Raw genomic sequence first — 21468 nt, 5'->3', positions numbered from 1 at the left:
CACCGGAGCCACCGATACGCCTTTTCGCGCCCGGCGTCTCCGATCGAGCATGGAGGTGCTCGTCTACGGTGCCGGCGCCTTGGGGAGTCTCGTTGGCGGGCTCCTCGCGCGAGCCCACGACGTGACCCTCGTCGGGCGCGACCCGCACATGCGCCGAATCCGCGACGACGGGTTACACGTCGAGGGGGCGATCGAGACGACCGTCCACCCACGAGCGCTGACCGACGGCTACCACCGCTCTGCGACCGTCGCGCTCGTGACGACGAAGGCGTACGACACCGACGCCGCTGCCCGCGCGCTCTCGACCGGCGAGTACGAGGTGGTGTGTTCGCTCCAGAACGGCCTCACCGAGGAGCGACTCGTCGCGTCGCTCGACCCACCCGTGCTCGCCGGCACGACGAGCTACGGCGCCCGACTGCTCGAGCCCGGGCAGGTGCGGTGTACCGGCGTCGGGACGGTGAGTCTCGGATCGATAGCGGGCGGCGAGAGCCCACTCGCCGCACGGGTCGCGGCCGCGTTCGCCGACGCCGGTATCGAAGCGACCGCGGCCACGGACATGCCTCGCCGACGGTTCACGAAGCTCGCGGTCAACGCTGGACTCAACGGCCCGTCTGCGCTGGCGCGAACCACGAACGGCGAGACGATGTCGGGTCCCGGACGGGAGGCGGCGACCGAGGCGGCCCGGGAGGTGGCACGCGTCGCTCGGGCGGGTGGTGTCTCACTGACGGAGACGGAGGCAGTCGAGGCGCTCGAGACGGTCGCAGACGCCACGGCAGCGAACCACGCTTCGATGCGTGCGGACGTCGACGCCGGACGGCGAACGGAGGTCGAGGCGCTCTACGGGGCGATCACGACGCGCGCCGATGACCACGGCGTGTCGGTCCCGACCTGTCGGACGATCGCGTCGCTACTCGAGGCGTGGGAAGCGAGCAGGGATCTCGACGGGTCGTGAGCGGTGGTCGGACTGGCCACTGCGACCGGCGGGATGGTTCGCTCAACACCACTCTTCGAGGACGGTCGCGCTCTGCTCGTCGACGGAGAGCCACGCGTTCTCCCGCGAGACGTCGGCGATCACGAGTTCCGGTCGCGACGCCGAGGCGTCGATGGACGCCATCACGTCCGCCGAGGTGGGCGTCACCTCCCGTCCGGGGCCGTCGGTCGGCAGTCCCGTCCGGCGACGGTCGGGATCCGGGTCGTCCCAGGGAGTGGACCTCCGTGACATGTATGACAGTTGTTCACACTCGTATAAAACCGTTGCGAACCACCGTCTGCGGACCCGACGTCCGGCGTCCGCCGCTCTTCGGGGGATACAAGAGGAGCGGCGCTGAACGGGGTGGCATGCACGTTCGAGACGTGATGACCCCGCGGGCAGACCTCGTCGTCGCCGAACTCCCCGGGACCCGGACGGACGTACTGACCCATCTCCAGGAGTACGGGTTCTCCTCGGTTCCAGTGGTCAAGACCGTCGACGGCGACGAGGTGTACCGCGGGCTCGTCTCGCGGGACGACCTCATCGAGCAGCCGAACGAGGACCAGCTCGCGCTGTTGATGCGAGACGTCCCGACGACGACGGCCGACGCCTCCATCCAGGCGGCCGCCTCGACCATGGCCGAGGCGCGCTCGCGTCGGCTCCCCGTCGTCGACGACGACGAGCTTGTCGGCATCTGTACCGTGACCGACGCGGTTCGAGCGATCGCCCGCGGCGAGGTCGACGGCGACCGGCCCGTCGGCGAGCTGGCGACGCGCCGGGTCAACGCCACCCACGTCGACACCCCGCTGCCGGTCGCCGAGCGCGAAATCGGACTCGCCGGCGTCCCGTACGCGGTCGTCCTTGACGACGACGCCGCCATGGCGGGCATCCTCACCGAGGTCGACGTCATCGAGGTCGCCCGCGTCGTCGAAGGCGAGGCGAGCACGGGCGACTCGATCGCCGAACAGGACTCGGAGTGGTCCTGGGAGGGAATCAAGGCGATCGGCGCGCGGTACCTCCCGACGCGAAACGTCGAGATCCCGGCGGAGCCGGTCCACCACTTCATGACCGACGACGTCGTCACCGTCACCGGCTCGCGCACCGCCAGAGCAGTGGCGAAAGAGCTGCTCTCGAACGACGTCGAGCAGGTCCCGCTCGTAAACGGCGCCGAGCTCATCGGTGTCGTCCGCGACGTTGACCTCCTGGAGGGCATCTGATGGCCGGCGAGGCGCTCACCGAGCTCGCGGTTCGCCGCGGCTTCTTCTTCGGGGCAAACGGCGCGTACGGCGGGACCGCGGGGTTCTACACGTTCGGCCCGCAGGGAGCCGCGCTCAAACGGAACCTCGAGGAGGCGTGGCGCGACCGCTTCACCAGACAGGAGGGGAACCGCGAGATCGAGGCACCGACCGTCATGCCCGAGGCGGTCTTCGAAGCGTCCGGTCACCTCGACGGCTTCGACGACATGCTCGTCGCGTGTCCCGAGTGCGGTGCCTCCCACCGCGCCGACCACCTCGTCGAGGACGCGACCGACGTCGAGGACGCCGAGGCGATGGGTGCAGACGCGGTCGAGACGCTGATCGCCGACCACGACATCACCTGCCCCGCCTGTGGCACCCCGCTCGCCGGGGAGCCAGTCGAAGACTTCAATCTCATGTTCGCGACCGACATCGGCCCGGGCGACAGCCAGCCCGGCTACCTCCGCCCCGAGACGGCGCAGGGCATCTTCGTCGAGTTCCCCCGGCTCAAAGAGTACGCCCGCGGCACGCTCCCGTTCGGCATCACCCAGATCGGTCCGGCGTACCGCAACGAGATCTCCCCGCGCGGCGGGCTGCTTCGACTTCGCGAGTTCACGCAGGCGGAGCTCGAGCAGTTCATCGACCCCGAGACGGACGAGCCCCCGCTCGACCGGGTCGAAGACGTCGCCGTGCGGCTGTATCCGGCAGCCGAACAAGCGGCCGACGACGGTACGTACCACGAGACCACGATCGGCGAGGCGGTTACAGACGGCGTGATCGGGTCACCGTGGGTCGGCTACTACCTCGGCGTCGCCCAGGAGTGGTACGAGCGCGTCGGCGTCGACGTGGACCGCTTCCGGTTCCGCCAACACCTCGCCGGCGAGCGAGCACACTACGCGGCCGACTGCTGGGACGCCGAGAGCGAGGTCGACGGCGACTGGGTCGAGATCGCCGGCTTCGCGTACCGCGGTGACTACGACCTCTCGAAACACGACGCGTACGGCGACGACTCGTTCACCGTGTTCAAACGCTACGACGAGCCCCAGACCGTCGAGCGGGCGACCGTCGACCCCGACATGTCCGTGCTCGGCCCCGAGTTCGGCAGCGACGCGGCCGCCGTCGCCGACGCACTCGAGTCGCTTGCCGAACGTGATCCCGACGCCTTCGCCGCCGAGACGGTGACCGTCGAGGTCGGGGAGGGACCCGACGCGGCGAGTCACGAGGTCGACACCGAGGTGGCCAACTTCTCGGTCGAGACGGTGACGGAGACCGGCGAGCACCTCACGCCACACGTCGTCGAACCCTCCTTCGGGATCGGCCGCACCGTCCAGACGCTGCTCGCACACGCCTACGAGACCGACGAGGTCGACGGCGAGACGCGCACGTACCTCGGGCTGGTTCCGGAGGTCGCGCCGCGAGACGTCGCGGTGTTCCCGCTCGTGACGAACGACGACCGGCTCACGGCGCTCGCGACACGGGTTGCAGACGACCTCCGGGCGGCGGGACTGTCGGTCGCGTACGACGAGTCGGGTTCGATCGGTCGACGCTACCGCAGACAAGACGAGGTCGGAACCCCGTTCTGTGTGACCGTCGACCGCGACGGCGTCGAGGGATCGGGTGCAGAGACCGTGACGGTCCGCGAGCGCGACTCGGCCGCACAGGTCCGGGTGCCCGTCGACGGCCTCGTCGAGACGCTCCGGTCGCTTCACGCGGGCGAGTCGTTCGCGGCGGTCGCCTCGTATCACGAGTCGGTCGAGACGGACGTGGAGACGACGTAGCGTGGGCGCTGCGGCGACCGGGTGGCGCGAGCGCGTCGAGTTCGAGCGACGGCTCGTCCACGCGACCGGGACGCTGTACCCGGTGCCGTACCTGCTCGGGTGGCTCTCGTGGACGCAGACGACGGCGTTGTTGCTACTCAGCGTCGCGACGGCCGCCGCCTTGGAGTTCCTCCGACTCGTCGTCGGGCTTGACCACGCCGTGTATCGGGCGCTGATCCGCGAGTACGAAGCGGACGCCGTCGCGGGGTACGCCGTCTACCAAGTCGGGATGGCGGGCACGGCGGCGGTCGCGACGACGGCCGTCGCGTCCCCGACGCTCGCCGTGCCGGCGATGTGGATGCTCTCGCTCGGTGACCCGGTGAGCGGCGCGCTCGGCACGAACGGCCCACGTGAGCCAAAGCGTCCGCTGGTGTGGGCGGTGATGTTCCTCGTCTGTGTCGCCATCGCGCTCCCGTTCGTCGTGCCGTCGTTCGGTCCGACTGCTGGGGCCGTCGTCGCGATCGTCGGTGCCCTGACCGCGACCGTCGCGGACGGGCTCCCGCCCGTCGTCCGCGGGACGACCGTCGACGACAACCTCACGATCCCGGTCGGTGCGCTCGCGTCGATGGCGGTCGTCGCCGCAGTGTTTTGATATGCCCTCTCGTCACGGCGCGCGGTGGACTTCGTGGTCGCCGCGGCGTCGGATACCACTCCGTGGCGTCCGTGAGTCACACACGTCAGTCTCTCGACCGGTCGGCCGTGCTGGCCGGACGTCGACCGTCGAGCCAGGAGACGACGGCCGACTCGACGGGTTCGGACCGACCCATCAGTGCGGTCCCGAGGACCGCCATCACGAGGACGTATCCGACCGCGAAGGCGTTGATCGTCGTCGCGAGCGCCGGGTCGAACGTCCCTGCCTCTGCACCGCTCACCGCGATCGTCGCGATGATGAGCGAGAACTCGCCGCGGGTGGTCATCCCGAGTCCGACCCGGGTCGATCGTCGGACGCCGAGGCCGAACGCCCGCCCCCCGAGGTAGCCGCTAAGGAGCTTCGTCGGCGTGGTGAGGGCCACGGCGACCGCGATCAGTCCGAACACGCTTCCGAACAACAGCGGGTCCGTGACGAGGCCGATCCAGAAGAAGAAGAGCCCGGCGAAGGTGTCTCGAAGCGGCTCGAGCAGCTCCTCGAGTGCGGCCGTGTGTTCGGTCGAGGCGAACGCCATGCCAACGAAGAACGCGGCGACCGCCTCGCTGACGCCCAGCGCGAGCGCGACGCCGGCGACCGTGACGAGGACGCCGAGCGTGCGGAGGACGACGAACTCGTGGTCCGTCGTCTCGACGAGCCGGCCGACGAACTGCGGCCCCGCGGCGACGCCCGCCAACAACACGAGGATGAACCCGACCGCGACCCCTACGTCCGCGGCCGCGGCCGCGACCCCACCGCCGCCGAGGACGACCGCCGAGACGACCGCGAGGTACACCGCGATGAAGAGGTCCTCGTAGACGAGCGTCCCGAGGAGCGGCTCGGCCTCGTCGTTGGCGATCCACCCGAGGTCGATGAGCGACTTCGTGATCACCGCAGACGAGGAGATGTAGACGATCCCGGCGACGAGCACCGCCGGCACCGGCGCGCCAAAGACGAGCCAGCCGAAGACCAGTCCGACACCGAAGTTGATCCCGAGGTCGATCGTCCCCGCCCTCGTGATCGCTCGTCGTCGGGCCAGCAGCCGGGTGAGGTTGAACTCGAGTCCGAGAAAGAACAACAACAGGACGATCCCGAGCTCGGCGCCGAGCGAGAGGAACACCGACTCGGTGACGAACGCCTCCCCGACGACCGGGAGCGCGATCCGCCCGAGGACGAACTCGCCGAGCAGCATCCCCGAGACGATGTAGGAGGGGATCACCGACTGCCCGAGCCGGTTCGCGAGTGCGCCGGCGACGGCGATCGCGGCGAACGCGACGCCGAGTTCCAAGAGGAGGTCAGCCACGGTCGGTCACCACGCCGCCCCGGTGTTGGATCGGCACGGGACCCACCCCGTTCGGTCTCGGACGCAGCAGAGAGACGGCCTCATTCGGCCAACAACGCCTCGAACGCGTCGCAGTCGTCGCGGCTTCCGACGCCGATGACGGTGTCGCCCTCGCGCAGTGTCGTGTCTGCCGGCGGGCTCGCTATCGTCTCGTCGTCCCGCTGGATCGCGACGATCGTGAGCCCGGTCCGGTCGCGGACGTCGGCACTCGCCAGCGTCTCACCGATCAGCGAGGCACCCGGGTGCAGTTCGTACCACTCGAGGAGGACGCCGCCGGGAAGCGTGGTCTCTTGGGTCGCCGGTTCGACCGGCTGGAAGTGCGCGCCCTCGATGATCGATCCGATCGTCCGCGCGAGGTCGTCGCCGAACTCGAACGTCTTCTCGCTGTCGGCGTCTGCTGCCGGGCGGTAGAAGAGCTCGCGTTTGCCCGTGTTGTGGATGACGACGATCATCTCGCCGTCGTCGAGGTCGATCTCGAACTTCTTGCCGACTCCCGGGAGGTCGGATTCGGTGATCGTCATACGACTCTTTGCCACCGCATCGGTAATAGTCCTGTACACCCGGCCGGCCGCGACCGACGGGCGAGTGGGTCGACGTCGCCCGGCCACGACCGACGGCCGGGCGGCCCAGCGTCGCTTCTCGAGCGCGACCGTCGCGCGGCTCTCGGTCGCCGGCGTCGTCACCAAACGCTAAGTACGATCGGGTAGAAATCGGGCGTATGTGGCGGTCCAGCCGGGGACGGAATCGACGCGCGGTCGTCTGCATCGCGTGCGGGGAGTCCGTGCTGCGCGAGGACGCCCGCGAGTACGACAAAGAGGGCGACCGTTGGGACAGACGCGACAAGGAGTTCGAGTACCTCTGTACGACGTGTGACGACGCCCTGTGTCACCAGCCGCGAGACGGACTCGAATCGCTCATCCTCGACATCGAGGCTCCGGGACTCACGCAGGCCGAGTTCCTCGGCCGGTACGTCGAGGCGGTGACCGAGGAGGCGCGCGAACACGACCGGTGAGCCGGACCGGCGGCCGCACGGCCGACGCCCCCGACAGGCCTTTCTAACGGACCCGCCTTCTGTTCGGCATGACAACCGAGGAGCCGAAACCGGGGTCCGCCGAGGACCAGGGGCCGGTGACGATATCGGAGGCCCTGGCGGACCGTCTCGAAGCCAAGCGCGACGAGCTGTTCGAGGAGTTCGAGATTCGCGACGAGTTTCCGCCGGCGGTCGTCCGAGAGGCTGAGTCGCGGACAGAAGGCGTCCACGACGAGATAGCCGAGGCGGTCGACGAGCGACGAGACCTCCGCGACCTGACGACGTGGACGACCGACCCGGTCGACGCACAGGACTTCGACGACGCCATCTCGATCGAACGCGAGGACGACGCCTACCGGCTGTGGGTGCACATCGCGGACGTCACCCACTACGTCACGCCCGAGACGGCCATGTGGGAGGAGGCCGTCGAGCGCGCGAACACGGTGTACCTCCCCGACTACACCATCCACATGCTCCCGCCGGTGCTCGCCGAGACCGTGTGTTCGCTCGTCCCGAACGAGGACCGGCTCGCACACACCGTCGAGATGGAGATAGACGACGAGACGCTCTCGTTCGAGGACGTCTCGATCTACAAGTCCGTCATCAACTCAGACGAGCGACTCACGTACAAACAGTGTGAGAACCGGCTCGAAGACCCCTCGCTGCCGTTGGGCGCAGAGAACACGCTCGCGTTCGAGCTGGCCGACCGACTCCACGAACAGCGCAAGGCGGACGGCTCGCTCGTGTTGAACCCGCGGCGTGACCGCGCACACACCATCATCGAGGAGTCGATGCTGAAGGCGAACAAGGCGGTGACACATACGCTGATGTGGGACCGGGGCGTCGAGGCGATGTACCGGGTCCACCCGCAGCCGACCCCGGACCAGTGGAGCGAGGCGCTCCAGGAGATCCAAGAGCTCGACGGCGTCTCGATCCCCGGCTCGGCGTGGGGTGACGACCCGCGAAAGGCCGTCAACGCCGCCTTAGAGGAGTCACCGGAGCGACAGCTCAACAAGATCCAGCGGGCGGTGCTGAAGGTGATGCCGCGGGCGAAGTACATGAACGACCCGTTCGGCGGCCACCACGCGCTCAACTTCGACATCTACGGCCACTTCACCTCGCCGATCCGGCGGCTCTCCGATACGATCAACCACTGGATCGTCCACGAGAACGACGTACCGGAGACGCTCGTCGAGCTGTGTGACCACGCGAGTGACAAACAAAAGGACGGCGAGACGGTCGAGCGCATCTACAAGGGCTTCCTGCGAGAGCAGGGACTCGACCCGCACGCGGTGAACAACCGCGGGGTCACCGTGGTCGACGAGGCCGAAGCGAAACACACGGTGTGAGCGCGGTCGTCGTCACAGCCGTGCGGTCGTCGCCTCCGACCCAGAAGTATACCCGTTCGGGGCGCGTACCGACGTGTATGCACGACGACGACGAGACAGACGTGACGGCTGGCACCCGGCGCGGGTGCGCGATCGAGGCGACCGGCGACCCGGAGCGCGACGCCGAGCGTGCGGCGACGATCGGTGGGTTCACCGGTGCGGTGCTCGGGGCGAGCGGTGGCCCAATCGGCGCGAGCATCGGTGGCTTCCTCGGCGGGTCGGCCGGCTACCTCGCGGGCTACGCTGCGAGCGAGATGGAGGCCGCGGCCGACACGGACACCGAGTCGACGACCGACGAGCCGATCACGATCGACGTCGAGAGCGGGACGAACGGCGACGCGCACGCAGACGCAGACGCAGACGACGGCGACGGCGATGAGCACGCGGACGACCACGACGACCACGCGGACGACGGCAACGAGCACGCGGACGACCACGACGAGCACGCGGACGACCACGACGAGCACGCGAACGACGAGTGAACTGATTCAATCTCGGGCGGTACCGAACCGCCCAACTGCGAGTGCGACGAGTGCGCCACAGGCGGCGAGTCCCGCGAGAACGACGAACAGCTCGCGTCGGCCGGCCACTGTGAGCACGAATCCGGCGAGGCCGGCACCGAGCGACCCGACGCCGAAGATCGCCAGGTAGGTGTACCCGAACGAGAGCCCCCGCGAGCCCGGCGGCGTGTACGCCGCCACGGTCGCCTGCGAGAGCGGCTGCACGGTGAACAGCGCGACGCCGAGCAGTCCCGAGACGAGCAGGAACGACCAGAGCGCGCCCGTCGCGGCGACGAACGACAGCGCGAGGAGCACGAGGACCGTCATGAGTGCGGCGAGCCCGCGCTCCGGCGGCACGCGGTCGGCGATGCGTCCGCCGAGGTACTGGCCGGGCACGCCGACCAACAGCACCGCGACGTAGAGGTACCGGCCGAGGTCGAACGACGCACCGCCGGGGCCCGCTGGCCCGGGCCCGTCGACGCCGCCCGCGAACCCGCCGAGTGCGTCCCCGAGCAGGTCCGGAAGAAACGTGAGAAAGGTGCGGTAGTAGAGCCCGCTGAACGTGACGAAGAGCAACACCAGCCCAAAGCCGAGCGTGAGCAGGGCTCGCGTGTCGCCGGCGACGCGCGCGAGCGACCCGGCGACGCCACCGTCGGCGGCCGCGCGTGAACTGCCGTCGTCGTCCGACCCGTCGCCGGGCGAGTCATCGGCTGCCCGCGCGAGTGCGGTCTCGACGTCGACGGTGTACCCGTACCCGGCGACGAGGAGTGCGGGAAGCGTGAGCAGCGCAGCGACGACTCGCCAGTCGAACGCGACGAGAAGCACCACTGCGGCGAGCGGTCCGAGCGCGATACCGAGGTTCCCGCCGATGCCGTGGTAGCCCAAGGCGGTGCCGCGTCGATCGACGGCCGTCGAAAGGAGCGCCAGGCCAGCCGGGTGATAGACGCTGGCCGTGACGCCCCAGACGCCGAGCGCGAGCGCGAGCACCGGAAGGGTCGGGGCAGCCCCGACGAGCAGAAACGACCCTGCCATGCCGAGTAAACACGCGAGGATCACCGGCTTCGAACCGAATCGGTCGACGACGACGCCGGCCGGCAGCGCGCCGACGCCGAAGAGGCCGTAGCCGACCGTGACGACCGCCCCGAGCGTCGCCGCAGTGGTCGAGAACTCGGCGATCCACACGGTGAGCAGAATGGGGATCGACAGCTCGTAGGTGTGGACCAGCCCGTGGGCGCTCGCGGTGAAGGCGACGATGCGTCGCTCTATCGCGTCCATACGGCTCGAACGTCCACGGGTGCGCTCATAATCCCGCGGGTTGGCGTCGGCGGTTGCCGGGAGCGACGCCTGCGACCGTCTCCCTGCGAGCTCACCGGTCGTCGAGCAGTCGAATCGGGTGTGTCGGTCGCCGGGTCAACAGCGCGTCGAGCTGTTCGAGACACGAGGTTCCGCTGGCGACGACCGTGCGGTCTTCGGTCTCGGCCGTCGAGAACTGCTCGGTGAGCGACTCGCCGACGTCGACGCTGAGGTCGTAGTACTCGGTCTTGTAGCCGAAGCTCCCCGCCATTCCACAACACTCCACGTCGGAGGTGACGACGTCGAACCCGCGATCCTCGAGCACCGCGACGGTGTACGGTTCGAGGTCGAGCGTGCGCTGTTGACAGTGGCTGTGGTACGCAACTTGCTCGCCGGTTCCGTCCGTGAGAGCGTCTTCGTCTGCCCCGTTCTCGACGAGCCCGTATACGTACTCCATGAGTTCGTAGCTGTTCTCACGGAGCGCCGCGGCCGCGTCCGCCGACAGGAGCCGGTCGTACTCCCGGTGGAACATCGCCAGGTCGGAGGGTTCGATCACGACGACGTCGCGGTCCGCGGCGACTGCGGGCGCGAGCGCCTCGTAGACGGCCTCGGCGTTGTCACGTGCGGTCGCGACCATCCCCTGTGAGAGGGGCGCCCGACCGCTCTCACCGGCGGCCGGCACCTCGACGTGGACGCCGAGCGACTCGAGCACGCGCACGGCCGCCTTCCCGCGGTCGGTGCGCACGTAGTTCGTGTACGCGTCGGGATACAGTGCGACGTGCCGGTCGGCCGCCGCGGGGGCCACCGCCGACCCTCGGTCGGCGAACCACGCCACGAGCGACTCGCGCTCGAACGACGGGAGGTCCCGTCTCCGGTCGATCCCGAGGGTCTGTTCGAGCAGCGACCGGGCCGTGTCGGTCTGTGCCACCCAGTTCGAGAGCGGCGCGAACGCCGAGCCGAGCCGCGCCAGCGCGTCGAAGTTCCCGAAGAGTCGCTTCTGGAGGTCGAGACCGCCGGGCTCTGCGTCCGGCGTGAGCCCCTCGACGAGGAAGTCGAACGAACCGCTCTCTCCACGGTTGAGACGGTCTCGTACGACGGTGTTGATCCACGGAATGTCGATCTTCACCGGACACTGATCGACACACCGGCTACACCCCGTACAGAGGTCGTTGAACTCCGCTGCGCCCTCCGTGCCGTTCACCCCGGCCTCCCAGCCGGTGGCGATACCCCCGGTGTACGTCTCCCCGCCGAAGGCGTGGCCGCCGACGTGCTGAAAGTTGGCACAGGCGTTCGCACAGGCCGAACACCGGATGCAGTACAGCGTCTCCCGAAGCTCGTCGTCGTCACGCATCGCCATCCGCCCGTTGTCGACGAGCACGAGGTGGAACTCGCGGTCGTCGCCGGAGCCGAGCTCGCCGGCGTCACCGAGCGTCGGTGAGTCACCCGGCGGGGTAAAAAGCGAGACGTACGAGGTGATGTCCTGGCCGGTACCCGAGCGACCGATGAGCTCGACGAACGGCTGGAGGTCCTCGACGGTCGGAACGACCTTCTCGACGCCTGCGACCGCGACGTGCGTGTCGGTCGCCTGAACCGTTTTACGAGCGTTCCCCTCGCTCGTCACCAACGCAAGCGTGCCCGTGTCGGCCGTGATGAAGTTCGCACCCGTCATCCCGACGTCGGCGTCGGCGATCTTCTCACCGAGGACCCGACGGGCGAACCGGGTGAGCTCTTCTGCGGTCTCCGGTGGGTCCGCGGGGTCGTACACCGTCTCGAACAATGCGGCGATCTCTTCGCGCGACTTGTGGATAGCCGGTGCGACGATGTGAGAGGGCGCCTCGTCGGCGAGCTGGAGGACGAACTCCGCGAGGTCGGTCTCCCAGACGTCCGCGCCGCTCGCCTCGAGCGCCTCGTTCACTTCGATCTCCTCGCTCGTCATCGACTTCGATTTCACCACGCTGCGACCGTCGACGACCTCCGCGATGTAGCGGTTCGCGTCCTCGGCGTCGTCGGCGAGGTAGACGGTGCCACCGTTCGCCTCGACGGTCTCTGTGACCTGCTCGACGAGCTCCGGTAGACGCTCGATGGCGTCCTCTTTGATCGCGCGTGCCTCGTCTTTGAGCCGCTCGTAGTCGTCGAGTGCGGCGGTCGACTCGTAGCGACCGTCGTTGAACACCTGCGTGTTCTCGTGGACGCTGTCTCCCTCGGTCTTGAGGAGGTGGCGGATGTGTTCGGCCTTCTGTTGGCGGTCGTCGACACTCATTTACCGGTCCTCCAGGGCGACGACGGTGACGTCGATCGGTCCGTGAGCGCCCTTCACCAACGCGCCCATGTCGGCCGTCGCACTCGGGCCGGTCGCGATGATCGCCTGTCCGGTCCCGTCACGGATGTCGGCCGCGAGTCGGTCGAACGCAGCACCCATGCCCGGGAGGACGTCGCTCGCGGCGACCACGGCGACGTGCTCGTCGGCGTAGAGGCTCACGGGCTCTTCGCCGTCGGGGCCGCCCTGTATCACGACCGAGCCGTAGTCGGCGATGCCGTAGCCGGCGGCGGTGACGCCGGTCTTCGCCGCCTCGAGCGCCTCGACCGTCGGATCGGTGTCGACGGTGTCCGGAAGCGATACGCCTTCGAACGGGAGCGGTGAGCCGACCGCCGGCGCGTCGAGGTGCGGCTTGAGTGCCGTCTCGAACCTCTCGGCAGTCGTCGACACGAGCTCGACGCCGACGCCCTCGAGCGACGACTCGAACGTCGCGAGCGTGGTGGATGACATTGTATCGATCGTGATGATCTCTGGTATTCGGTGTTTCGCTTCGTGCGTCGTTCGGGTGCGGTTCGTTCGCCCGGTCTCTGCGGTTCGTCGTCCCCGGGGTGGCCGAGGCGTCACGCCTCCCGGTCAGAACACCCCGGCGAAGAAGACGTAACTGAACAGGAGCGTCAATATCCCCGTCACCGTGCCGTAGTAGACGAGCGGGATGAGTTCCAGCCGGATGACGCGTCCTTCTTCACCGACGAGCCCCACGACCGCTAGGGCAGCGACCACGTTGTGGATAGCGATGAGGTTCCCGATGGCGCCCCCGACCGCCTGTGCGGCCAACATGATCGTCTTCGGTGTCTGAATCTGGTCCGCGACGCCGTACTGGAACGTGCCGAACAGGATGTCCGAGACGGTGTTCGACCCGGCGAGGAAGGCCCCGAACGCGCCGACGTACGCGGCGAAGAACGGATACGCCCCACCGGCGACGTTCGCCATCCCCTTCGAGAGGACGATGAGCATACTGTCGGTACCCGTCGCCGCGCCGGACTGCAACATGATCTGGACCGTTCCGAGCGCGAACAACAGCGCGATCACTGCCGGCGCGACCTTCTCTATCGTCTCACTCCACGTGGCTTTGACCTGCTGTGTGCTCATCCCGTGGAGACCGATGGTGACGAGGTGCACCGCGAGGAACACGGCACCGGGCAGGTAGAGGATCGCGAAGTCGTTTCCGAGTGACGTCCCGAGAATGCCGGTCCAGCCGATCGAGAAGACGTCCATGGTGACGAAACTGTTGACCGGGTCGACGACGCGAGTGACGACGAGCAGGAGCGCCACGAGTGCGTACGGGGCCCACGCCCGGACGAGCGACATCTGCTGGTTGGACGCCGGCATGCTCGATGCGACGGATCCGCCGTCGGCAGCGACGGCGGTAGACTTATCAGTCGACTCGCCGGGCTGGATGTCACCGATCCAGTGGTCTGGCCACGCCGACTCGGGAGCGAAGTCCCACTCGTCGTCGGGGTGGAAGAAGCCGGCTTTGAGCGCGCCCACGGTGACCGCGAGCCCGACCATCGACCCGATCAGGCCGGGGAACTCCGGACCGAGGAAGTACGCGGTCAAAAAGTACGGGACCGAGAACGCGGCCCACGCGAAGAGAGTGAGTGGAAGCACTTCCAACGCCGGTTTGATCGAGCGCTCCTCACCGAAAAAGCGCGTCATCATCGCCACGCCGATGAACGGCAGCGCGACGCCGACGACGATGTGATGCATCGCCGCGAACACGGCGATCTCACTCACCCACGCGGCGACGGAGTTGTACCCGCCCGCACCGACCACTTCGGTGCTGACCGATTCGACGCCCTCGAAGATGTCTATCATCCCGATGATGAGCGGCGTACCGACGGCACCGAACGTGATCGCCATGAGATTGCCCGTCAACGCGATCACCACGGCTCCGAGCGGTGGGAAGCCGAGCCCGACCAGCAGCGGGCCGACGATAGCGGCCGGCGTCCCGAACCCTGCCGCAGCCTCGATGAACGAGCCCATCAGGAACACCAAGAGTACGACCTGTACGCGTCGGTCTTCGCTCACCGACGCGAATCCACTGTTGATCGCGTCGAACGCACCCGTCTGCTTGAGCGTGTACAACAGCAGTATCGCTCCGAAGACGATGTACAGAATGTTTGCTGCGGTGATGAAGCCGTTAATCGTGGCTGCGGCGATCCACGTGGGCGTCATTCCCCACCCGACGACCCCGGCCCCGATCGCTACGATCCACGCGACCGGCATGGCGCGCGTCGCCGGCCAGTAGCGCCCGACCATGAGGTACGCGATGGTCGCGAGTGGGAGCAGCGCCACCGTCACGTTCGTCGCACTGATCATGTCGACTCATCTCCAGTGCCGTCTGCCAACTTCACTCCAGATTGATGCCTGAGTTGGTCCATCGTGGAATCATGTACAGAAGAATTGTTATATATAAGTATCGATCACGTTCGTTACTCAGTATCGAATTCATCTTCGTCTCGGTTCCCGTCAGCGAGCATGTCGGACACACACGACTTTTGTCGGCGCTACGGCCACGAAAGGCGTCTATCCATCCGGTGACCACCGCCAGACCCGACCGCCGCAGGCTCTAATACACGTGTGTTTCGCGTGCACACTGTGGTGGGCCGACCGGCCGTATTCGTGTGTACTGGCCAGTGTACTCGTGTGTACCGGCTACTGCACTCGTGTGTCTTGGCCACTTCATTTGTGTGTAAAGGCTTATACGCCGGCGTCTGTAGCCTCGGCTATGGGACGAGAGGCTGACCGGCGTCCGCGCGACGACAACGGACAGTACGTCGGCCACGTCTCGCTCGACGCGGTGCTGGCGGTGTTCGACGACCGGACCGACGCCGCGAGACCACTCACCGCGACGGACGTGATGGAGGCGCTCGAGTGTTCGCGACGAACGGCGCACAACAAGCTGAACGAGCTCGAAGCACGCGGCGACCTCGCCACCCGGAAGGTCGGTGCTCGAAGTCGCGTGTGGTGGGTCCCGCTCGAGACCTCCCACCACACACAGTCGACTGACACGAGCGACTACGCCGACGACACCCACAGGTCGTCGACAGCGGCTCAGGCTCCTGCGGTCACCGACGCCATCGAAGCGGCCGAGCTCCCTGGAAGCGGACCCATCCTCGACGCTCGGCGTGAGGCACTCTCGGCCGCGTACGAGTACCTCTCGGAGTTTCCGGAGGCGAAGAAGTCGGACTTCCTTCGAGACGTGTACCACGACTACCCGGCTGGGTTCGAGTCGGGCGAGGGGTGGTGGAACGCGATCCAACCTGCACTGAAGCAGCTTCCGGGCGTCGATTCACCAGAAGAGCGTGGACACATCTGGCACTTTCTCGGCGGGTGACGCTCACTTTCGTCGTGGGCGTGTGGCTCACCGCCGCTGTTGACTTTGTTCTAGACACAGAGCCGATGCGCGCAGGTACACGAGGTACCCTAGAACGTACTTCGGTAGAAACCACTATGTCCGTCGGTTTCATGCATCGACTCGTGAGCGACCCGGACCCACCGCCTGCACCCCCTTCTCGAGATCCCCCTTCCGAGGAGCGGGACTCTCACGAGGATCTCTCGGCGGGCGGCGACGACGTGTACGCTTCTGCGGTCGAAGGTAGACAGTACCGGAGCACGTGGTACCTCCCGCTTCGGTACGACGAACTCGAGGCGGCACCCTCTGCAGCGGCACACCCATCGCGTGGGAACGGCGGCGCGTTCCGGCTGGCCGACCTCCCACGGGTTCCACGCTTGAGTCACATCGTCGGCCCGTCTGCCATCATGTTGGGTGCCTCACTCGGGAGCGGTGAGACGCTCTTCTGGCCGGTCCTCACCGCGCAGTTCGGGTGGGCCGTGTTTTGGGCGTTCGTCGTCGGGGTGCTCACCCAGTTCGTCATCAACACGGAGTTGCAGCGATGGACGCTCGCGACCGGAGAGAGCATCTTTCGTGCGTTCGCCCGGGTCGACCGCCGCTGGCCGTGGGCGTTTCTGGTCGCCGGGTTGCTCAGCCTGGGCTGGCCGGGGTGGGCGGCCGGCGCCGCACAGGTCGGTGCGACCGCTCTCGGCGTCGACGCTGTCAGCGCGTTCGGTGTCTCGATCCCAGCGTGGAAACTCCTCGCTGTCGGGTTCATGAGTGTCATCTGGCTCTCGTACCAGGTCTCGTCGGTGATGTACACCGCCGTCGAGCTGTTCCAGATCGGACTCCTGTTCGTCGCCATCGGCGCGGCGATGCTGCTCGTCGCCGTCACCGGGTCGTGGGTCGAGTTCGCCGACCTTCCGAACGCCGCTGGATCTGTCGGGTACCTTCCGGAGGGAATCGATGTCGCGGTGTTTCTCGGCGGGCTCGCGTTCGCCGGTGCCGGCGGCTACTTAAATCTCTCACAGAGTCTCTGGGTACGCGAGAAGGGATACGGGATGGGAAACTACCAAGGACGGGTAAAGAACCCGCTTCGTGGTGACGATCCCGAACCGATCGAACGCGACGGCTTCAGCTTTCGACCGACGACGACGAACCTGCGACGCTGGCGTGGGTGGTGGAAGATCGTGCAGCTCGAACACGCGTTGACGTTCGTCGTTGGGTTGTTGGTCGTCACTCCCGTCCTCGCGACCGTCGCCCTGCGGTACGCTCCGGGTACGTCCGCCGACGCGCTTCAAATGTGGCTCGAGAGCGTCATCCCTGCGGTCGGTCCCGTCGGCAGTTTCCTCGTCTTCGCGATCCTCACTCTCGCGCTCTTTACCACCGAGTACGCGATCGTCGAGTCGTTCGTGCGAAACAGCGCCGACGTGCTGTACGAGGCGTACGGGCGTCGCGCCGGATGGGACATTCAAAAGCTCTTCTGGCGGCTCCTCACCGGCTTCTGTTTGTGGGGGATCGCCATCATCCTCGTGTTCGACGCCCCGTTTCAGGGGCGCGAACCGTTCTTCTTCCTCGTCGTCGGCGCGGCGCTGTCCGGCGTGATGATGTGGCCGTACACCGCGATCGTGTTGGTGATGAACACGACGAGGCTTCCCGAACACCTCCAGCCCGGATGGGGCCGCGTCACCGCCCTCTGGTGGGCCTCTGGCCTGTACGGGTACTTTAGCGTCCTCCTCGTCGGTACGGCGCTCGAAGACGTCGGGGTCACTGCCTTCTATACGGCACCGACCGTCGTCGGCAGCTCGGCTGGCGGCTTCGCCTTGTGGACCGGGTACGCACTCGTCCAGTCGTACGCGGTCGCCCGGTCGATAGCCGGAAAACGGCAGGCGTCGGGTACCGTCGCAAATGCCGATACGGCGCGCGGACGCTTCTCCTGACCCGCGGACGCCGACGCGGGCGCTACTCGCTCGACCCTTTCGCCGGGGCGTACACGACCGTCATCACCAGCTCGTCTTCGAAGTCGAGGAACTGGTGTTCGGTTCCCGGCTCCAGGTGGACGACGTCTCCGGCGGAGACCGCCACGTGCTCGCCTTCGACGTTGATCGTCGCCGACCCGGCGTCGACGTGGTAGATCTCGTCTTCGCCGTGGGCGTGCATCGGGTCCTCGTCGCCCGGCTCGAACGACATCACCTCGAGACTGACCGCGTCGGTCCGAAGCGCCTCGATCGACTCCTCGTTGGCTGGAATCTCTTCGGCGACGTCGCTCACGTGGAACGAATCCATAGCGTGCGCAATTGCGTCTCGTGTCACTTAATCGTGGGGTTGACAGCGGACAGACGTGACGGAGCCGGGCCGGTTCGCGAGCCCCACGCGGGCGGTCGGTGCGGACCGTCTCTCGAGCGGTGGACCGTCTCTCGAGCGGTGGACTGCCTTCTACGCGGTGGCCCGCGCGAGGACGCGGTCGAGCTTCTCTCTCGGGAGGTTCCGTCCCGTCACGGGGACGACGACCGTCTGCCCCGCGAGCCGGTCGGCAAGTCGGTCGAGAATCGCGAACGGCGGTGCACACGCCCCTTCGAGCAGGATTCGGTCCTCGCTGAACACCGTCGCGACCGTCTCGACGATCGCCGACTCACTCACCGTGTACATCTCGTCGAGGTGGTCGCGCATCACCGCAATCGGCAGCGCGTACGGAACTCGGGCTGCGATCCCGTCGGCGAACGTGTCGGCTTCCGCCTGTGGGGTCAACTCGCCCGTCTTCCACGCCTGGTAGGCCGCGTCCACGTTCGCGGCCTGGACGCCGATCACAGTCGCGTCCGTGACCGCGCCGACCGAGAGTCCGTACCCCGCGCCGATGCTCCCCGCACCGATCGGACCGAGGACCACGTCGACGTCCGGGCGTGCATCGGCGATCTCGAGGCCGGCCGTCCCGGTGCCGGTGATCACCGCCCGCTCGTTGCCCGGGTGGACGTATCGATACCCGTCCGTCTCGGCCGTCGCTGCCGCCCACGCCGCGGCGTCGTCGTAGTCGTCGCCGACGACCTCGACCCGGCCACCCAGCCGCTCGATCCCGTCGATTCGGTTCTGGCCCGTGCCCTCGGGGACGGCGACGACCGCCTCCGTGTCGAACCACCGAGCCGCCTGCGCGAGCGCCCGGCCGTAGTTGCCCGTGCTCGCCGTGACGACGCCTCGCTCGAGCACCGACGCGTCGAGTTCGGCGAGCAGCGTCGTGATCCCGCGGATCTTGAACGACCCCGTCGGCAGCGTGTCCTCTCGTTTCAGGTATACGTCCGCGTCGTACGTCTGTGAGAGCCACTCGCTCTTGACGAGTGGCGTCTCTGGAAGGTGTGGCTCGAGCGTTCGCCGGGCTCGATAGACGTCTGCGGTCGTGGGCGGGGTGAGGTCGTGGTACGTGAAGATCGTCGAGGCGTCTGGGGAGTCGACCCGTCGTGACATGTGTTGGCGTACTGCGAGCGACTACCTAACGGTACTGGACACGTCACACCGGCCGGGCTGTGGGCCACTCGCGTCGATCATACGTGGCGCGCGCCTCGCGAGGTCGCCGCAGGCGGGCTCGCGAGCGCGTGCGAGGGATGAGCGAGGGAGCGCAGCGACCGAGCGAATCGGCTGGGGAGGGTGTGGCGAGGTAGTGTCCGGTAGCCCCGAGTCGTCTCGAGTACACCATCCACACCAGCGTACAGAATCGGCCCGGGAGGGTGTGACAGTACATCATGTCCGAACATCGCCGGGTCGGTTCGTTAACCCTCTTCAATTCGACTCGGTCTCACATAGAGTTGCGAACGCGACGAGTGACACAACCGCGCGACTGCCGGACACCACTTGGCCACATCCTCCCCAGCCGATCCTGTACGTTGGTGATGGCTGTATGACTGAGACGACCGCGCGACATCCGGGCACCAGTTACCGCCACGCCCTCCCCAGCCGATTCACTCGGTAGGCGCGAGTCGTCGCCTCCGGCTCCTTCTCGCGCCACCTCGCTCATCCCTCGCACGCGCTCGTGAGTCCGCCTGCGGCGACCTCACGAGGCGCGCGCCACCGCGGGTGTCTCGCTCGTGGCTGGTACGGGCGCTCGGGCTGCGATCGGTTGACCTCGTGCGGTCGAGAATCAGGTGCGCTTATGTGACTTCCGCCCGCTCGGGCGAGTATGGACGATCACTCACACGAGCCCGACCCGGACGCACGCGTGACCGCCCCGATGCAGGAGTTCGGCAGCCGCGAGGTCGGCATCGGCGCGGCCGTGACACTCTTGGGACTCCTCCTCGCGTACGTGGTGCCCGCCGTGTTCACGCTCTAGACCGCAGTACGTACGCCGTCACCGCGGATACCACGCAAGCGGGTGGTCGGCGATGAGGTCGATACTCACGGGTTCGTCGAGGTCGAACTCCTCGACGTGGTTGTGCAGACAGTGGACGGCCTCACCCGAGTCCAACTCGACCCGATAGATGAACGACGGACCGACGTACTGGCGTGAGACGACGACGCCGTCGGCGACGGACGGGTCCGCCGGTGTCGCCCGGAGGTCGTCCGGCCGCACGAGCACGTCCACGGGTGCCCCGTCGTAGGTCGTGTCGTACCCCTCGAGCGTGGCGGCGTTGAACCGGCCGACGCCGGTCTCGACGTGCCCCTCGCGAAGCCGCCCCTCGAGGAACGACGCCCGGCCGAGAAACGAGGCGACGAACTTCGACTCGGGGCGTTCGAACACGCCCTCGGGACGACCCACCTGCTCGATGGCGCCGTCGTGCATGACCGCGACCCGGTCGGAAATAGAGAGCGCCTCCTCCTGGTCGTGGGTGACCGACACCGCGGTGACGCCCGCGGCCTTCAGGATCCGGCGCACCTCCTCGCGCATCTCGACGCGAAGCCGCACGTCGAGGTTCGAGAACGGCTCGTCGAGCAACAAGACGTCCGGCTCGGGTGCGAGCGATCGCGCCAGCGCGACCCGCTGTTTTTGCCCACCGGAGAGCTGGTCGGGCGTCTTCGCGCCGTGGTCCGTCATCTCGACCAGCTCGAGCAGCTCGTCTACGCGGGCCGCCGTCTCCGCCGCAGCCGCCTCCGAGAGCCCGAACGCGACGTTCTCACGGACCGTGAGGTGTGGAAACAACGCGAAGTTCTGAAAGACGATCCCGACGTCGCGCGCCTCCGGCGGGACGAACGCGTCGGCGGCGGCGACCGTCTCGCCCGCGAGCGCGATCGACCCGGTCGTCGGCTCCTCCAACCCGGCGATCATCCGCAGCGTCGTCGTCTTCCCGCAGCCGGACGGCCCGAGAAACGTGAGCAACTCACCCGCCGCGACCTCGAGTGAGACCCCCTCGACGGCCTGCTCGGCCCCGAACGACTTCGTGACGTTCGTGAGCCGCAACACGGTGTCGTCCGCGGTCGACGCCGCACGACTCCCGACCCCGGCGTCGAGCCCGTCAGACGGGCTCGCAGCACCGTCCGCCGTCGATGCCCCGTCTGCGATAGACGAGCCTGACGACGAGCTCGACGCCACACCACGGACGCGCTCTGCTGTCCCCGCCGTATTCGTCTGGTCAGAGTGAGCCATGGGTAGTTGACGCCGGTGTCCCGGCGCGAGATTCGTGGCCGGCTATATTTT

General features: G+C 67.7%; 20 protein-coding genes. 10 read left to right on the top strand and 10 right to left on the bottom strand.

Annotated elements, in window-relative coordinates; all coding sequences use genetic code 11:
• The first annotated feature begins 49 nt into the window (after nucleotides 1-49).
• Nucleotides 50-952 (top strand): ketopantoate reductase family protein, encoded by a 903-nt coding sequence (locus ACNTAO_RS06940; protein ID WP_435161238.1) that lies wholly within the window; start codon nucleotides 50-52, stop codon nucleotides 950-952.
• Nucleotides 953-994: 42 nt separating this feature from the next.
• Here ACNTAO_RS06940 and ACNTAO_RS06935 read toward each other — a convergent pair whose 3' ends face one another.
• The gene (locus tag ACNTAO_RS06935; protein WP_435161237.1) at nucleotides 995-1222 is read right to left on the bottom strand and encodes a DUF7556 family protein; all 228 of its coding nucleotides are present in this window, start codon (nucleotides 1220-1222) and stop codon (nucleotides 995-997) included.
• Between the two features lie 116 nt (nucleotides 1223-1338).
• Between ACNTAO_RS06935 and ACNTAO_RS06930 the strand changes: the two genes are divergently transcribed.
• The 3 genes from ACNTAO_RS06930 to ACNTAO_RS06920 are packed head-to-tail and all read left to right on the top strand — an operon-like array spanning nucleotide 1339 to nucleotide 4614.
• Nucleotides 1339-2187 carry a CBS domain-containing protein gene (locus ACNTAO_RS06930; RefSeq protein WP_435161236.1) on the top strand — a complete coding sequence of 283 codons (849 nt, stop codon included), beginning with the start codon at nucleotides 1339-1341 and terminating at the stop codon, nucleotides 2185-2187.
• Nucleotides 2187-3983 carry a glycine--tRNA ligase gene (glyS, locus tag ACNTAO_RS06925; RefSeq protein WP_435161235.1) on the top strand — a complete coding sequence of 599 codons (1797 nt, stop codon included), beginning with the start codon at nucleotides 2187-2189 and terminating at the stop codon, nucleotides 3981-3983. The genes ACNTAO_RS06930 and glyS overlap by 1 nt, the downstream gene beginning before the upstream one ends.
• Nucleotide 3984: 1 nt before the next feature.
• Complete coding sequence (locus ACNTAO_RS06920) at nucleotides 3985-4614, top strand: dolichol kinase (protein ID WP_435161234.1); 630 nt, start codon at nucleotides 3985-3987, stop codon at nucleotides 4612-4614.
• 85 nt (nucleotides 4615-4699) lie between these two features.
• Here ACNTAO_RS06920 and ACNTAO_RS06915 read toward each other — a convergent pair whose 3' ends face one another.
• Nucleotides 4700-5950, bottom strand: a complete 1251-nt coding sequence (locus ACNTAO_RS06915) for a cation:proton antiporter (RefSeq protein WP_435161233.1) — start codon at nucleotides 5948-5950, stop codon at nucleotides 4700-4702.
• A gap of 80 nt (nucleotides 5951-6030) precedes the next feature.
• On the bottom strand, nucleotides 6031-6510 hold the full coding sequence (locus ACNTAO_RS06910) for a cation:proton antiporter regulatory subunit (protein ID WP_435161232.1): 480 nt from the start codon (nucleotides 6508-6510) through the stop codon (nucleotides 6031-6033).
• Between the two features lie 197 nt (nucleotides 6511-6707).
• Here ACNTAO_RS06910 and ACNTAO_RS06905 point away from each other — a divergent pair, with 197 nt between their 5' ends.
• The 3 genes from ACNTAO_RS06905 to ACNTAO_RS06895 all read left to right on the top strand — a co-directional run bounded on the left by ACNTAO_RS06905 (nucleotide 6708) and on the right by ACNTAO_RS06895 (nucleotide 8889).
• Complete coding sequence (locus tag ACNTAO_RS06905) at nucleotides 6708-7001, top strand: DUF7562 family protein (protein ID WP_435161231.1); 294 nt, start codon at nucleotides 6708-6710, stop codon at nucleotides 6999-7001.
• Between the two features lie 68 nt (nucleotides 7002-7069).
• Nucleotides 7070-8368: a ribonuclease catalytic domain-containing protein gene (locus tag ACNTAO_RS06900; protein ID WP_435161230.1), complete on the top strand. Its 1299-nt coding sequence runs from the start codon at nucleotides 7070-7072 to the stop codon at nucleotides 8366-8368.
• 77 nt (nucleotides 8369-8445) lie between these two features.
• Nucleotides 8446-8889, top strand: coding sequence for a hypothetical protein (locus tag ACNTAO_RS06895; protein ID WP_435161229.1), 444 nt, complete (start codon nucleotides 8446-8448; stop codon nucleotides 8887-8889).
• Nucleotides 8890-8895: 6 nt separating this feature from the next.
• Here the strand turns inward: ACNTAO_RS06895 and ACNTAO_RS06890 are convergent, their stop codons facing one another.
• From ACNTAO_RS06890 to ACNTAO_RS06875, 4 genes are all read right to left on the bottom strand, one after another.
• Entirely contained in the window at nucleotides 8896-10182 is a 1287-nt protein-coding gene (locus tag ACNTAO_RS06890) for an MFS transporter (RefSeq protein ID WP_435161228.1), read from the bottom strand.
• 91 nt (nucleotides 10183-10273) lie between these two features.
• Nucleotides 10274-12460, bottom strand: a complete 2187-nt coding sequence (locus ACNTAO_RS06885) for an LUD domain-containing protein (RefSeq protein WP_435161227.1) — start codon at nucleotides 12458-12460, stop codon at nucleotides 10274-10276.
• A complete protein-coding gene (locus tag ACNTAO_RS06880) occupies nucleotides 12461-13081 on the bottom strand; it encodes an LUD domain-containing protein (RefSeq protein ID WP_435161225.1) in 621 nt (206 codons plus the stop codon).
• A gap of 9 nt (nucleotides 13082-13090) precedes the next feature.
• Nucleotides 13091-14836: an L-lactate permease gene (locus tag ACNTAO_RS06875; RefSeq protein ID WP_435161224.1), complete on the bottom strand. Its 1746-nt coding sequence runs from the start codon at nucleotides 14834-14836 to the stop codon at nucleotides 13091-13093.
• Nucleotides 14837-15245: 409 nt separating this feature from the next.
• On the opposite strand from ACNTAO_RS06875, the gene ACNTAO_RS06870 reads away from it, so the two are divergent.
• Together ACNTAO_RS06870 and ACNTAO_RS06865 are read left to right on the top strand one after the other, a co-directional pair.
• Nucleotides 15246-15854 (top strand): helix-turn-helix domain-containing protein, encoded by a 609-nt coding sequence (locus tag ACNTAO_RS06870; RefSeq protein WP_435161223.1) that lies wholly within the window; start codon nucleotides 15246-15248, stop codon nucleotides 15852-15854.
• 131 nt (nucleotides 15855-15985) lie between these two features.
• A complete protein-coding gene (locus ACNTAO_RS06865) occupies nucleotides 15986-17791 on the top strand; it encodes an Nramp family divalent metal transporter (protein ID WP_435161222.1) in 1806 nt (601 codons plus the stop codon).
• 22 nt (nucleotides 17792-17813) lie between these two features.
• Here ACNTAO_RS06865 and ACNTAO_RS06860 read toward each other — a convergent pair whose 3' ends face one another.
• Together ACNTAO_RS06860 and ACNTAO_RS06855 are read right to left on the bottom strand one after the other, a co-directional pair.
• Nucleotides 17814-18137, bottom strand: coding sequence for a cupin domain-containing protein (locus tag ACNTAO_RS06860; RefSeq protein ID WP_435161221.1), 324 nt, complete (start codon nucleotides 18135-18137; stop codon nucleotides 17814-17816).
• A gap of 150 nt (nucleotides 18138-18287) precedes the next feature.
• Nucleotides 18288-19307: a threonine ammonia-lyase gene (locus ACNTAO_RS06855; RefSeq protein WP_435161220.1), complete on the bottom strand. Its 1020-nt coding sequence runs from the start codon at nucleotides 19305-19307 to the stop codon at nucleotides 18288-18290.
• 709 nt (nucleotides 19308-20016) lie between these two features.
• Here ACNTAO_RS06855 and ACNTAO_RS06850 point away from each other — a divergent pair.
• On the top strand, nucleotides 20017-20166 hold the full coding sequence (locus tag ACNTAO_RS06850) for a DUF7550 family protein (protein WP_435161219.1): 150 nt from the start codon (nucleotides 20017-20019) through the stop codon (nucleotides 20164-20166).
• Nucleotides 20167-20184: 18 nt separating this feature from the next.
• On the opposite strand, the gene ACNTAO_RS06845 is transcribed toward ACNTAO_RS06850, so the two are convergent.
• Nucleotides 20185-21417: an ABC transporter ATP-binding protein gene (locus ACNTAO_RS06845; protein WP_435161218.1), complete on the bottom strand. Its 1233-nt coding sequence runs from the start codon at nucleotides 21415-21417 to the stop codon at nucleotides 20185-20187.
• Nucleotides 21418-21468 lie beyond the last annotated feature (51 nt).

It is taken from the genome of Halorubrum zhoui, from assembly GCF_051194155.1.
Taxonomy (GTDB): domain Archaea; phylum Halobacteriota; class Halobacteria; order Halobacteriales; family Haloferacaceae; genus Halorubrum.
The sequence above is the reverse complement of the archived record's forward strand: the minus strand, read 5'-3'. Positions and strand labels throughout refer to the sequence as shown.

What these genes read in the sequence shown, in the direction of transcription:
- glyS (WP_435161235.1), top strand. Translation starts at nt 2,187, where the DNA reads ATGGCCGGCGAGGCGCTCACCGAGCTCGCGGTTCGCCGCGGCTTCTTC.
- ACNTAO_RS06845 (WP_435161218.1), bottom strand. Translation starts at nt 21,417, where the DNA reads ATGGCTCACTCTGACCAGACGAATACGGCGGGGACAGCAGAGCGCGTC.
- ACNTAO_RS06855 (WP_435161220.1), bottom strand. Translation starts at nt 19,307, where the DNA reads ATGTCACGACGGGTCGACTCCCCAGACGCCTCGACGATCTTCACGTAC.
- ACNTAO_RS06865 (WP_435161222.1), top strand. Translation starts at nt 15,986, where the DNA reads ATGCATCGACTCGTGAGCGACCCGGACCCACCGCCTGCACCCCCTTCT.
- ACNTAO_RS06905 (WP_435161231.1), top strand. Translation starts at nt 6,708, where the DNA reads ATGTGGCGGTCCAGCCGGGGACGGAATCGACGCGCGGTCGTCTGCATC.
- ACNTAO_RS06860 (WP_435161221.1), bottom strand. Translation starts at nt 18,137, where the DNA reads ATGGATTCGTTCCACGTGAGCGACGTCGCCGAAGAGATTCCAGCCAAC.
- ACNTAO_RS06910 (WP_435161232.1), bottom strand. Translation starts at nt 6,510, where the DNA reads ATGACGATCACCGAATCCGACCTCCCGGGAGTCGGCAAGAAGTTCGAG.
- ACNTAO_RS06900 (WP_435161230.1), top strand. Translation starts at nt 7,070, where the DNA reads ATGACAACCGAGGAGCCGAAACCGGGGTCCGCCGAGGACCAGGGGCCG.
- ACNTAO_RS06940 (WP_435161238.1), top strand. Translation starts at nt 50, where the DNA reads ATGGAGGTGCTCGTCTACGGTGCCGGCGCCTTGGGGAGTCTCGTTGGC.
- ACNTAO_RS06930 (WP_435161236.1), top strand. Translation starts at nt 1,339, where the DNA reads ATGCACGTTCGAGACGTGATGACCCCGCGGGCAGACCTCGTCGTCGCC.
- ACNTAO_RS06890 (WP_435161228.1), bottom strand. Translation starts at nt 10,182, where the DNA reads ATGGACGCGATAGAGCGACGCATCGTCGCCTTCACCGCGAGCGCCCAC.
- ACNTAO_RS06895 (WP_435161229.1), top strand. Translation starts at nt 8,446, where the DNA reads ATGCACGACGACGACGAGACAGACGTGACGGCTGGCACCCGGCGCGGG.
- ACNTAO_RS06935 (WP_435161237.1), bottom strand. Translation starts at nt 1,222, where the DNA reads ATGTCACGGAGGTCCACTCCCTGGGACGACCCGGATCCCGACCGTCGC.
- ACNTAO_RS06875 (WP_435161224.1), bottom strand. Translation starts at nt 14,836, where the DNA reads ATGATCAGTGCGACGAACGTGACGGTGGCGCTGCTCCCACTCGCGACC.
- ACNTAO_RS06850 (WP_435161219.1), top strand. Translation starts at nt 20,017, where the DNA reads ATGGACGATCACTCACACGAGCCCGACCCGGACGCACGCGTGACCGCC.
- ACNTAO_RS06870 (WP_435161223.1), top strand. Translation starts at nt 15,246, where the DNA reads ATGGGACGAGAGGCTGACCGGCGTCCGCGCGACGACAACGGACAGTAC.
- ACNTAO_RS06885 (WP_435161227.1), bottom strand. Translation starts at nt 12,460, where the DNA reads ATGAGTGTCGACGACCGCCAACAGAAGGCCGAACACATCCGCCACCTC.